The organism is Celeribacter litoreus, from assembly GCF_020165855.1.
GTDB classification, from domain to species: Bacteria; Pseudomonadota; Alphaproteobacteria; order Rhodobacterales; family Rhodobacteraceae; genus Celeribacter; species Celeribacter litoreus.
This window is the reverse complement of sequence record NZ_JAIUFY010000013.1, coordinates 167,826-179,691: the sequence shown is the minus strand read 5'-3', so window position 1 is coordinate 179,691 and position 11,866 is coordinate 167,826. Positions and strand designations below refer to the sequence as shown.

At 57.1% G+C, this 11,866-nt stretch carries 11 protein-coding genes; 3 read left to right on the top strand and 8 right to left on the bottom strand.

What is annotated here, in order from left to right:
- Positions 1 to 2: 2 nt before the first annotated feature.
- Positions 3 to 986 (bottom strand): class I SAM-dependent methyltransferase, encoded by a 984-nt coding sequence (locus LA304_RS12945; RefSeq protein WP_224503579.1) that lies wholly within the window; start codon positions 984 to 986, stop codon positions 3 to 5.
- Between the two features lie 18 nt (positions 987 to 1,004).
- Positions 1,005 to 1,331 (bottom strand): ATP-dependent Clp protease adapter ClpS, encoded by a 327-nt coding sequence (clpS, locus tag LA304_RS12940; RefSeq protein WP_224503578.1) that lies wholly within the window; start codon positions 1,329 to 1,331, stop codon positions 1,005 to 1,007.
- 137 nt (positions 1,332 to 1,468) lie between these two features.
- Here clpS and LA304_RS12935 point away from each other — a divergent pair, with 137 nt between their 5' ends.
- Positions 1,469 to 2,173, top strand: a complete 705-nt coding sequence (locus LA304_RS12935) for an HAD family hydrolase (RefSeq protein WP_224503577.1) — start codon at positions 1,469 to 1,471, stop codon at positions 2,171 to 2,173.
- 192 nt (positions 2,174 to 2,365) lie between these two features.
- Positions 2,366 to 3,916, top strand: coding sequence for a D-alanyl-D-alanine carboxypeptidase family protein (locus LA304_RS12930; RefSeq protein WP_396022194.1), 1,551 nt, complete (start codon positions 2,366 to 2,368; stop codon positions 3,914 to 3,916).
- Positions 3,917 to 3,952: 36 nt separating this feature from the next.
- Here LA304_RS12930 and LA304_RS12925 read toward each other — a convergent pair whose 3' ends face one another.
- From LA304_RS12925 to LA304_RS12905, 5 genes are all read right to left on the bottom strand, one after another.
- Positions 3,953 to 5,560, bottom strand: a complete 1,608-nt coding sequence (locus tag LA304_RS12925) for an ABC transporter ATP-binding protein (protein WP_224503575.1) — start codon at positions 5,558 to 5,560, stop codon at positions 3,953 to 3,955.
- On the bottom strand, positions 5,557 to 6,663 hold the full coding sequence (locus LA304_RS12920; RefSeq protein ID WP_224503574.1) for an ABC transporter permease: 1,107 nt from the start codon (positions 6,661 to 6,663) through the stop codon (positions 5,557 to 5,559). Before LA304_RS12920 ends, LA304_RS12925 begins: the two co-directional genes overlap by 4 nt.
- Positions 6,660 to 7,772: a microcin C ABC transporter permease YejB gene (locus LA304_RS12915; protein WP_224503573.1), complete on the bottom strand. Its 1,113-nt coding sequence runs from the start codon at positions 7,770 to 7,772 to the stop codon at positions 6,660 to 6,662. The genes LA304_RS12920 and LA304_RS12915 overlap by 4 nt, the downstream gene beginning before the upstream one ends.
- Positions 7,773 to 7,796: 24 nt before the next feature.
- A complete protein-coding gene (locus tag LA304_RS12910; protein ID WP_224503572.1) occupies positions 7,797 to 9,668 on the bottom strand; it encodes an extracellular solute-binding protein in 1,872 nt (623 codons plus the stop codon).
- 213 nt (positions 9,669 to 9,881) lie between these two features.
- Positions 9,882 to 10,400, bottom strand: coding sequence for a c-type cytochrome (locus LA304_RS12905; RefSeq protein WP_224503571.1), 519 nt, complete (start codon positions 10,398 to 10,400; stop codon positions 9,882 to 9,884).
- 122 nt (positions 10,401 to 10,522) lie between these two features.
- On the opposite strand from LA304_RS12905, the gene LA304_RS12900 reads away from it, so the two are divergent.
- Entirely contained in the window at positions 10,523 to 11,353 is an 831-nt protein-coding gene (locus LA304_RS12900; RefSeq protein WP_224503570.1) for a prephenate dehydratase, read from the top strand.
- Here LA304_RS12900 and LA304_RS12895 read toward each other — a convergent pair whose 3' ends face one another.
- Positions 11,354 to 11,827, bottom strand: a complete 474-nt coding sequence (locus LA304_RS12895; RefSeq protein ID WP_224503569.1) for an SRPBCC family protein — start codon at positions 11,825 to 11,827, stop codon at positions 11,354 to 11,356. It lies immediately after the preceding gene.
- Positions 11,828 to 11,866: the final 39 nt, after the last annotated feature.

Genomic DNA, 11,866 nt, shown 5'->3' with positions numbered 1-11,866 from the left:
CCCTAGGCACTCGGGCCGGATCTGCGAAGGGGTTTCGCGGCGTGAAGCAATTTGAAACCGCCAGTGATTGCTAACTGATCATAGCTGCCAAAATGCGCAGCGAGTGTCGCCTCATATGGCAGCTGTTTGTTCGCCACGAGCCACAATTCACCATGCGGCGCGAGAATACGCGCGGCATTGGCGATAAATGCCTGCCCGAGCGACGGATCAGCCGCACGCGCCGTGTGGAACGGGGGATTCATGATCACTGCATCCAAGCGGGTCGTAGGCGAAAATCGGGTCGCATCTTCCCAATGGAACTGCGCCCGCGGATCATCGAGGTTCTCTTTGGCACACGCGAGGGCCGCTGCTTCGGCCTCGACTACGTGCAACTCCCGAACGCCCTCACGCGCCAAAATCGCGCGGGAAAGATAGCCCCAACCAGCCCCGAGATCGGCAACCTTTGCCGGCAGTTTTTCCGGCAGCGCCTCAACCAACAGCTTCGACGCCTGATCAACGCGGTCGACAGAGAACACACCCAAACGCGTCACGAACCCGTCGATCAGATGCAGCGGCCCCGGATCCGCCCAATCAGAAAAATCTCCATCCGAGAAAGCAATCGCCTTGCCGTGTGCTTTGGACACGGACTGGGGCGATGAGGCGCGTTTATTGATGTCTTTGATAAGGCTGTCGATACCATCCGTCTTTTGGCCATCGACGATCACCCGTTTGGCCCGCGAAGCCGCATCTGCGATCAGTGCGCGCGCCTCGAGTTTCGAACGCGGGACAGCGACGATAGCGAGATCGAACTCGGCCTGCGCGTTGGTCACGACCTCGAACCCACGCGCAGAAAACGCATCGGCGTCGGGCTTGAAACCCTGCACAATCTGCACTTTCACGCCCGAAAGAACATCGGGAAACACGTCCTCCGCGCGCGGGCGATAAATCACCACCCGCGTGTCAGCGGTCAGCGGTTCAAGAAGTAAGGGAAGACGCGCGGCGAGCATCGTGAAAAGGCGAAACGCCTATTCCTTTTCCATCGTGCATTGCAGCGGATGCTGATGACGACGCGAGAAGTCCATCACCTGATGCACCTTGGTTTCCGCAATCTCGAACGGGAAAACCCCGACGACCGCGAGACCTTTTTTGTGGACGGTCAGCATGATTTCAGTCGCTTGACCGTGACCAATGCCGAAAAAGCGTTCGAGAACGAGCACGACGAATTCCATCGGCGTGTAGTCGTCATTGAGCAGCATGACTTTGTAGAGCGGCGGACGTTTGGTCTTCGGGCGCGTTTTGAGCGCGAGACCGACATCACCATCATCATTCGAGCCGTCGTCGTTGTCTGCCATAAGTTGAGGCGCCAAGGTCACTCTCAAACTCTCCAAATATTCTATGTCGCGGTTCAGGAAGTTGGAGCGTTTATATAGCCCCTTTTGCCACCGAATAAAGAGCGTTATGCCCAAAGGCGCAAAGGAGCGCCGATCATATGACCGATAAACTCACAACAATCGCCTTTGATGCCGACGATACCCTTTGGGAAAACGAACAATTCTTTCGAATGACCCAAGAGCGATTCGCCGACCTGCTCAAGGATTTCACGGATCCGGATCATCTCTCGGGACGTCTCTTGGAGGCGGAGCGGCGCAATCTCGGGCACTATGGGTTCGGCATTAAGGGCTTCGTCCTGACGATGATCGAAACCGCAATCGAGGTCACAGAAGAGCGCGTGTCCGCCTCCGTCATCTCAGAATTAATCGCCGCGGGGCAGGATATGTTGCGGCATCCCATCCATCTCTTAGACGGGGTGGAAACGACGATCAAAACGCTCGCACAGGATTTTGACATCCTGATGGTCACGAAAGGCGATCTCCTCGACCAGGAGCGCAAGCTTGCACAATCGGGACTTGGCGATCTGTTCGACGGCGTAGAGGTCGTGTCCGCGAAGACACAGCCGGTTTACGCAGAAATTTTCGCGCGCCACGGCATCACTCCATCCGAGGCGATGATGGTCGGCAACTCTATGAAATCTGACGTGATTCCGCCAATTGAGGCCGGCGCATGGGGCGTTTATGTGCCTCACAATTACACGTGGGAAATCGAACACGCTGAACCACCAACAGACCATCCACGGTTTCGCGAATTGCCGTCTATCACCGTCCTTCCGGATTTGATCTACTCCATCTCTCGGTAACTGAAATATCGCGAGCGCACGTCCCTCAAATATGTGGTAGCCAACCCGGCCTTGGCCACCAGATATGGCGTTGCATCTCTGCACCCTCTGGAAACCCTTGAAAATTGGCTGTTTTCTGAAACGGCCGCCTGTGTTAGCGTGTTCCCAATTAAAGCTGGGCGAAATGATCCGGCAGGTTGAGGCAGAGTTATGATGATGAGCAACGTGCAGGCGCGGTCCGTGCCGCGTGCCGTTTTCCGACATGGATTCCTAGTTCTACTGATCGCTTTGGCGATGCTGGCGACCTCGGCCATACGCGCGGCGGCGGCTGAATACGCCGCGCTGGTTATGGACGCCCGCAACGGCAAAGTCCTCCACGCCACCAACGCAGATACGCGCCTCCACCCCGCTTCCCTGACCAAGATGATGACTCTCTACATCGCGTTCGAAGCTGTCGAACACGGTGAGATTACGCTCGACACCTTGGTCACTGTGTCCCGCAATGCCGCATCTGAGCCGCCCTCAAAACTCGGGCTGAAAGCAGGGCAACAAATCAAACTCCGCTACCTGATCCGCGCGGCTGCCGTGAAGTCTGCCAACGACGCAGCCACAGCGATCGGTGAAGCGATTGAAGGCTCGGAGGCCGCATTTGCACGCCGGATGAATCGGACAGCAAAAGCGATGGGAATGTCCCGCACGACCTTCAAGAACGCGAACGGTTTGACCGAAGCCGGACACCTTTCGACTGCGCGGGACATGACCGTTCTCGGGCGCCATGTCTTTTACGACTACCCAGACTACTACAACATCTTCTCGCGCAAGACCGCCGACGCCGGTGTTCGCACGGTGAGCCACACCAACATCCGCTTTCTGAACTCCTATCCTGGAGCAGATGGCATCAAGACGGGCTTTACCTCCGCAGCGGGCTACAACCTGACGGCTTCTGCGCGCCATGGGAATGAGCGCATCATCACGACAGTTTTGGGGGGTCGCTCGACGGTCTCCCGTAACGCGAAGGTGGTTGAACTCATGGACCTCGGCTTCAAACGCGCGCCAACGAACGTCAAAACAGTCAAACCTGCAGTGCCGCCCTATCTCGGAAAATCGAGCAACGGGGCCATTATGGTCGCAGGCAATCAGGATGCGCCGGACGTTGCATCGAAAATCATTCGGGTCTCTATCAACATGGAGAAAAGCCGGATTCCAAAACTGCGCCCTGCGCCAGAGCTGGAACCTGCAGAGGAAGAACTGCTTCTCGCGGCGTCATCTGATGTGATGGACGCCCTTGCCCAAGCGGAGGAAGAGGCGTTGCTCCTGACCGCAGCGCAGGCCGCAACACTTGAGGCAAGCACGATTCTCGCGGAGACGGCACGCGCCAAGCCCGCGGCTATCCCGGCCATCGCCCCAACGCCACGGCCGGAACAAGTGCAGCTGGCCTCACTCCAAGTCACTCCGTCCGCCACGACGCCACCGCCTGCGACGGCGGCCACCGCACCCGAAGTCGTGACCCGCATTTCCACGTCTGGCAGCCGCTACTACGGCGTCAACATTGGTACCTACACGAGCGAATACGAAGCCCGTAAGGCGCTCTTGAAAACGGCTCTGACGGAAGTCGAAATGCTCGACGGCGCACTCCGGAAAGTCGTGAAGACGAACAAGGGTTACGACGCGAATTTCCTCGGCCTAACGGAAGATATGGCCGCACTGACATGCCGCCGTCTCGATGCGCGCGGCACGGATTGCGAGACACTCGGGCCAACCTGATCAACAGTGTAATCGGAATTTTGAGAAGGCGTCGGGTTAAACTCCGGCGCCTTCTTTGACTTCGAGGTCGAGCGCAGCACTGATGAGCGCGCGCGTGTAGTCTTCTTTGGGGGCCTCGAAAACTTCATCCGCCGTCCCCATCTCCACGACATCGCCGCGCTTCATCACAAGAACCTTGTGGCTCAGGGCGCGCACGACGCGCAGATCGTGAGAGATGAAGAGATACGCGAGCTTGTGGCTCACCTGAAGCTTGCGCAACAACTCCACGATCTGAACCTGCACCGTCATATCGAGCGCCGATGTTGGTTCATCGAGCACCAAGAGACGAGGCCGCAGGATCATCGCCCGTGCGATCGCAATCCGCTGCCGCTGACCACCTGAAAACTCGTGCGGGTAGCGGTGCCGCGTTTCAGGATCGAGGCCCACTTCGCGCATGATGTCGATTACAGCCTGCTCTTTGGAGGCATATCCTTCGACCTGATGGACGCCGAGACCTTCGGAGATGATCTGCTCCACGGTCATCCGCGGCGAGAGCGATCCATAAGGGTCCTGAAACACGATCTGCATGTCGGCCCGCATCGGGCGCAGCTTCTTGTTGGACCAGCCCTGAATATCATTCCCCAGCACGACCACCGGCCCCTGGGAGGAAATCAGGCGCATCATTGCGAGCGCGAGGGTGGTTTTCCCAGAACCGGACTCACCGACGATGCCGACGGTCTCCCCCTCTCGCACCGAGAATGTTGCGGCGTTCACGGCCTTCACATGACCCACGGTTTTACGCAGGAGGCCCCGTTGGATCGGAAACCAAATGCGGAGATCTTTCGTCTCTGCAACGATTTGCGCGTCTTCGGGCACAGGGTTCGGTCGCCCCGTCGCCTCAGCGGCCAAGAGCATTTGTGTATACGGATGCTGTGGATTGTCGAAAATCTCGCTCGTTACGCCAGTCTCAACGATTTCCCCGTCCTTCATCACGCAGACTCGGTCCGCGAATTTCCGGACGATATTGAGGTCGTGCGTGATGAAAAGCATCGACATCCCGAGACGCGATTTCAGTTCAGCCAAGAGTTCGAGAATCTGCGCCTGAATGGTCACGTCCAGCGCCGTTGTCGGCTCGTCCGCGATGAGCAACTCAGGCTCATTCGCGAGCGCCATCGCGATCATGACACGCTGACGCTGGCCACCGGAAAGCTGGTGGGGATAGTCCTTGAGGCGGCTCTCCGGATCATGGATGCCGACCTGATCCAACAGCTCGATAATCCGCGCCCGCGCCTGCTCTCCCGTGAGCCCTTGGTGCAACAGCATCACTTCGGCGAGTTGTTTTTCGAGCGTGTGGAGTGGGTTAAGCGAGGTCATCGGCTCTTGGAAGATGAAGCTGATATCGTTGCCACGCAGCTTTTGCAGGGTCTTCTCGGAGGCACCGACCAGTTCCTGCCCTTCATATGTGACCGATCCCTCGATCACAGCAGTGTCGGCCAAAAGGTTCACAGAGGAGAGCGCCGTGACCGACTTGCCGGACCCGGATTCACCCACGAGCGCAACTGTCTCCCCCTTCTCGATCTTGAAGGAGACGCCTTTGACGGCCTCGACCACGCCGCCGTCCTGACGGAACCCGATCCGCAGGTCTTTGTATTCTAGGAGGCTCATCGGAAGGTCTTTCTCGGATCAAATGCGTCGCGGACGCCTTCGAACACGAAGACGAGGAGCGATAGCATGATGGCGTAGGTGAAGAAGGCCGTGAAGCCGAGCCACGGGGCCTGAAGGTTCTGTTTGGCCTGAAGCGTCAATTCACCCAGCGACGGATAGCTCGATGGCAGACCGAAGCCGAGGAAGTCGAGCGACGCGAGCGTCCCGATGTTCCCCGTCACGATGAAGGGCAGCATCGTCAGGGTCGCCACCATCGCGTTCGGAAGCATATGGCGGAACATGATGACCCAGTTCGACACACCGAGCGCACGGGCCGCACGGATGTATTCAAAGTTCCGCGCCCGCAGGAATTCTGCCCGAACCACGCCAACCAGCGCGGTCCAGCCGAAGAGGATCGTGACAAAGACAAGGAGCCAGAAACTTCGCCCGAGAATGGCGAATAGAATGATGATCACGTAGAGCGACGGCATCGCGCCCCAAATCTCCAGCACACGCTGGAAGATGAGGTCGGTGCGCCCGCCAAAGAAGCCTTGGATCGCGCCGGCTACAATCCCGATGAGCGAAGCCGCGACGGAGACGATCAAGGTGAAGAAGACGGACAAGCGGAAACCGTAGATCACGCGCGCGACCACATCGCGTTTGGTGTCATCCGTGCCGAGCCAGTTCTGCGACGTCGGCGGCGAAGGTGCCGCACCCGGACCCTCAACCTGCGTGTTGAACGAGTAGCGAATGGGCGGCCAGATCATCCAGCCCTTCTCGACCTGCTCCCCCTCAACGACACCATCCTTGGCGTCTTCGAGGTACCCCTCCGGATCGTCGAAGCAGATGTTCATCCCGCCGGTCGCGACGAGGCATTGAACCTCCGGATAGCGATAGACCGCTTCTGTCCTGAAATCCCCGCCGAACTCAGTCTCGGGATAGAACTTGAAGATTGGCATGTAGTAGCTGCCCCGATACTGCACGAGGATCGGTTTGTCGTTCGCGAGGAACTCGGCAAACAGAGACAGCCCAAACAGGATCGAAAAGATGATCAGCGACCAAAAGGCGCGGCGGTTCGATTTGAAATTCCGCCAACGTCTGCGGTTCAGCTCGGAGATCTTCATGTGTCCCTCCGTTCAAAATCAATGCGCGGGTCAACAAACACATACATCAAGTCGGACAGGATGCCGACGACGAGGCCAATGAGGCCAAAGAAGAAGAGCGTGCCGAAAATCACGGGATAATCGCGCTCAAGTGCGGCCTGATAGCCCATGCGTCCCAATCCATCGAGTGAGAAGAGCGTCTCGATGATGACCGATCCACCAAAGAACACACCGATGAAGAGGCTCGGGAAACCTGCGATCACGATCAGCATCGCGTTGCGGAACACGTGACCGTAAAGCACGCGGGACTCAGAGAGGCCTTTGGCCTTCGCGGTAACCACATACTGTTTGCGGATTTCATCGAGGAACGAGTTCTTGGTCAGCAAAGTCAGAGTCGCGAAGGACGAGATCACGGAGGCGACGACCGGCAGCGTGATGTGCCAGAAATAGTCCCCGATCTTGCCCAGAATGCTCAATTCATCCCAGTTTGGCGAGGTGAGACCGCGCAGCGGGAAAATCTGGAAATACGACCCGCCCGCGAAAAGCACGAGCAACATGATCGCAAAGAGAAAGCCCGGAATCGCATAGGCGGCGATGATGATGCCTGAAGTCCAGGTATCAAAGCTCGACCCGTCGCGCACCGCTTTGCGGATGCCAAGCGGGATGGAGATCATATAAGAAATCAGCGTCGCCCAGAGGCCGAGCGAGATCGACACCGGCAGTTTGTCCCAGACCATGTCGAGCACACGTTCCGATTTGAAGTAACTCTCCCCAAAATCGAACCGCATGTAGTTCCACATCATTGAGAGGAAACGCTCTAGCGGCGGCTTGTCGAGGCCAAACTGGCGCTCCAGATCCTCGATGAACTCCGGCGGAAGTCCACGCGCGCCGACGTAGTCACTTTCATACGTATTGGTCGCGTTGCTGGCGGCCTGACCGTCGATCGAAATGTCGATATCGCCTTGGCCGCCGGTGATGTTCTCGAACACATCGCCTTCGCCTTGAAGGTTCGCGAGGACCTGTTCCACCGGCCCACCCGGAACGAATTGCGTCAACGCAAAGTTCACCACCATGATCCCGACCAGCGTCGGAATAATGAGTAGCAAGCGCCGGAGAATATAGGCTCCCATGACCCGTCCTGCTCTTTATTGTTCTTATTTCAGGGCGCCCGCTTCACGCAGCGCAGCTTCCTTCTCGGCATTCACCCACCAGAAGTCCAGCTGTCCCAGAGCCAGAGGCGGCATTTTATCCTCGGACGGGTGCTCGTACATGTCGTAGTAGGCGACCCAATGGGTATCGTTCATATGTGCAGGCACAATAAAATAGTCATAGCGCATGATACGGTCGGCGGCGCGGACGTGGGCCGTGAGATCCTCGTAGCTTTCGACCTTCATCAGTTCCTCACCAATCTTGTCGATGGCAGGATTGCAGTAGCCAGCTGGGTTGAAGATGTCATCGACGTCCTCACACCCGTATTTCTGCAAGAAACCGGACCCTTCCTCAAACCCGTTCGAATAGCCATCGTAAAGCATGTCGTAGTCAAAGCTCTGAGTGCGGGCCTGATACTGGTTCGGGTCGATACGGTTGTAGCGCGCATTCACCCCGAGCGCGGTCAGGTTTTCGACGTAGGGCTTGATGATCCGGTCCCAAGACGGGCTGTAATGCAGGAACTCGACATCGAGTGTCTCCCCTGCGGCATTGCGCATCATTCCATCGTCACCCGGCGTGTAGCCAGCTTCCTCCAGGAGGGCGATGGCTTGGCGCATGTTGCGTCGGTCGAGCGAGCGTTCTCCGGAGGTGTGCGGCATGAACGCCTCTTCGGTGAAAATCGCGTCTGGAAGATCCGCTTTCACCCCTTCGAGCACGGCAAGCTCGGCGCCTTCGGGCAAGCCCTCGGCCATGAGGCCTGGCGCTTGCCAGTTGCTGACACGTTGGGTGAACAGACCGTATTGGAGCGTCTCGTTCGTCCATGTGAAGTTATACATCAGACCGAGTGCGAGGCGGACATTGCGATCCTGGAATTTCTCGCGACGTAGGTTGAAAAGGAACCCGAGCGCCGCAGGCAAAGCGCCGTTGTGCAACTCGTCCTTCTTCACCCAACTTTTTTCGAGGGCCGGGAAATCATAACCGGTCGCCCACTGGAGCGAGGACCGCTCCTGCCGGAAAGTAATGTCTCCAGCCTTGAAGGCTTCGAACGCGGCAACTGTGTCGCCGAAGTAGACAACGCGGATGGTATCAAGGTTGTTGCGCCCCACGTTGAGCGGGTGGTCTTCGCCCCAGTAGTCCGGGTTGCGCGTGTATTCGACCCATTGCCCCGCATCATATCCCGCAAACATATAGGGCCCGGTGCCCGGAGAGATTTCATAGCGTTTCTCGTCGAGGCGATGACCAGTCTCTTCATACCAAGCCTTTTTCATCACGAGTGTCGCGCCCGCCTGTTCGATCAGGCCATTGCGAGGGATGTCGGGCATGAAGGTGAATTTGACGGTGTGCTCATCGAGAGCTTCGACTTTTTCGATCATCGCAGAGACGCCCGCCCTCCAGGACGGCGTTCCCTCTGCAATGAATTTGTTGTGGGTGAATGCCACATCCTCGGCCGTCATCGGCGTTCCGTCCGAGAAGGTCACGTCGTCGCGCAGGTTGAAGATCACCCAATCCTTGCTTTCAGGATACTCAATGGTCTCGCAAATCAGGCAATAGCTGACGGATTTGAACTCATCGTCAGTGCTGACCATCAAACGCTCGTACATGACTGTCGACAAAGCCGCAGGCGTTCCGGAGAGCGTCGAATAGGGGTTCATACTGTCGAATGTGCCGACCGTGCCGAGAGACATCGAGCCGCCCTTCGGAGCGTCCGGGTTCACATAATCGAGATGATCGAAAGGCTCGGCATATTTTGCCTCATTCCATTCGGAATACCATGTGGAGGTGATGATCTCGGCGTCTTCCGCTGTCGCCGCCCCCGCAAGCACTGAAACGCATGCAAAAACCGGTGCGAATACACGGTAAACGGATTTTTGAATCATCTTTGACCTCTCAGGTTGGTTCAAACCGTTGGCACAGTGCCGCTGTTTCATGACGGTAATGGGACGACGGTCACACATGCAAGCAACATGCAGTCGAATTTCCGTGAGCAGTCAGGCACGAGAGGAGTGTTAGCCCAAAAAGAAACCCTGTCCACCGGAGCGGACAGGGTTTCCGAATTTCAAACTGCCGAAGAGGCAGGAAATATATCGCGATCAGCCGGAGATCGACTGCAGGTAAGCAACCAGATCAGCGCGGTCCTCGATTTTGCCGAGACCTGCGAAGGACATTTTGGTGCCCGGAACAACAGCTTTCGGATTCTCAAGGAAGATGTTGAGTGCTTCAGCGTCCCATGCGCCGCCATGAGCAACCATTGCATCGGAGTAAGCGAAGCCATCGACAGAAGCGACTGCGCGGTCGAACACACCATCGAGGTGCGGGCCGGTGCCGTTGGAGCCGTCAACTTTGTGGCAGGCTTTACATTTGTTGAAGACACGTTCGCCTTTACCTGCATCGGCAGACGCGAGCAGTTCGTCGAAGCTGATTTCGATGACTTCTTCTTCTACGACGTCTTCATCACCGGTGGCGATGACGTAGGCCTGAGCATGCTCGCCATCATGGCCAGTTGCGTCCATAGCGTAAATTGCAGAGCCAGCCCAATTAGCGAAAAGGAAGATCAAGAAGGTGCCGCAAACGCCGCCCACGATCTTAACAAGGGTCATAGTGTTGAACATATCGCGTTCCGTTCATATAGGTTCGTCGCGCGCTTACTACCCGCTTCCCATGATTCATTTCAAGGTGTAACACCGTCCGCAAGCAAGGTTAGCGCAAAACAATTTGGCAACAGGGCAAGAAAATGACCTCTCGCATCGCATTTCAGGGGGAGCCGGGCTCCTATTCCCACCAAGCTTGTGCAGAGGCGCGCCCTGATTACGAGCCGCTTCCCTGCCCGACTTTTGAAGATGCGATGGAGGCTGTGCGCTCCGGCGCGGCTGATCTCGGGATGATCGCCGTCGAGAATTCGACCTACGGTCGTGTGCAAGACGTCTATCACCTGCTGCCTGATTCCGGTCTCCATATCATCGATGAAACCTTCGTCCGCGTGCATGTGAACCTACTCGGGTTGCCCGGCACCAAAATCGAAGACATCAAGGACGTCCGCGCGATGTCCGTTCTTCTCGGACAGGCCCGCGGTTTCGTAAAAGAGCATGGTCTGCGCACCTTCAATTGGTCCGATAACGCCGCCGCTGCGCGGTCGGTGAAGGAAGAGGGCAACGAATCTATCGGTGCTTTCGCTTCTGAGCTGGCTGGCGAGATTTTCGGATTGGACGTCCTCGCCCGTCACATCGAGGATCACAAACTCAACACGACCCGCTTTCTGATTATGTCCCGCGAACCGGACCATAGCCGTCGTGCAGAGAAGATGGTCACTGCCTTCATGTTCCGCGTCCGCAACATTCCCGCTGCGCTATACAAGGCGATGGGTGGCTTTGCGACAAATGGCGTCAACATGACCAAGCTCGAAAGCTACATGGTCGACGGCGTTTTCACTGCAACGCAGTTCTATGCGGATATCGAGGGGCACCCGGACGACCCGAATGTGCGTCTTGCGCTCGACGAATTGCGCTATTTCACCGAGATGGTCGAAATCCTCGGCGTCTATCCGGCTGACCCGCGTCGGAACTGATCAGACTTTAACCGAGTCAGCATACTGATCGCTCACCTGCTGGCAGTATGTCGCGACCCGTTTTTCGAATCGTTTTTGTAACGTGCCTTTGGCGAATTTCACCGACTGGACGAGAATCCGCGCGGTGAGGCTCTTCGGACGCACGTCATATCCAAAGGTCAGGCGCGTTCTACGGGGTGACAGGGGAACGAGCTCCGCAGTCATTTCCATATTCAGACCACCGGACACCGCGAGACCTTTGAGGACGTTCGGCGCATCCATTTCCGTAATCTCGGCCGTCATATCCCGCACTTTACCCCGAAACGGAACTTTGAGGACCCAAGAGGCGCCCACACCGCGCGCCTGAGCGGGCGATTTGCGAGTTAATTCAACGCCACGCCGCATTGCCTGACGTTCAAACGCATCGAAATCCGTGATCTGCGCGAAAACGTACTCAGCCGGAGCTTCAATATCTTTGCGAGTCGAAAACTTCATGCTTGGGCCACTCTTCGGTTCACGTTTCAGTATCTTTTT

Bases quoted from the DNA above. Each gene is read 5' to 3' on its own strand.
- LA304_RS12935 (WP_224503577.1), top strand. From the start codon at position 1,469: ATGACCGATAAACTCACAACAATCGCCTTTGATGCCGACGATACCCTT.
- LA304_RS12910 (WP_224503572.1), bottom strand. From the start codon at position 9,668: ATGATTCAAAAATCCGTTTACCGTGTATTCGCACCGGTTTTTGCATGC.
- clpS (WP_224503578.1), bottom strand. From the start codon at position 1,331: ATGGCAGACAACGACGACGGCTCGAATGATGATGGTGATGTCGGTCTC.
- LA304_RS12895 (WP_224503569.1), bottom strand. From the start codon at position 11,827: ATGAAGTTTTCGACTCGCAAAGATATTGAAGCTCCGGCTGAGTACGTT.
- LA304_RS12920 (WP_224503574.1), bottom strand. From the start codon at position 6,663: ATGAAGATCTCCGAGCTGAACCGCAGACGTTGGCGGAATTTCAAATCG.
- LA304_RS12930 (WP_396022194.1), top strand. From the start codon at position 2,366: ATGATGAGCAACGTGCAGGCGCGGTCCGTGCCGCGTGCCGTTTTCCGA.
- LA304_RS12900 (WP_224503570.1), top strand. From the start codon at position 10,523: ATGACCTCTCGCATCGCATTTCAGGGGGAGCCGGGCTCCTATTCCCAC.
- LA304_RS12905 (WP_224503571.1), bottom strand. From the start codon at position 10,400: ATGTTCAACACTATGACCCTTGTTAAGATCGTGGGCGGCGTTTGCGGC.
- LA304_RS12915 (WP_224503573.1), bottom strand. From the start codon at position 7,772: ATGGGAGCCTATATTCTCCGGCGCTTGCTACTCATTATTCCGACGCTG.
- LA304_RS12945 (WP_224503579.1), bottom strand. From the start codon at position 986: ATGCTCGCCGCGCGTCTTCCCTTACTTCTTGAACCGCTGACCGCTGAC.
- LA304_RS12925 (WP_224503575.1), bottom strand. From the start codon at position 5,560: ATGAGCCTCCTAGAATACAAAGACCTGCGGATCGGGTTCCGTCAGGAC.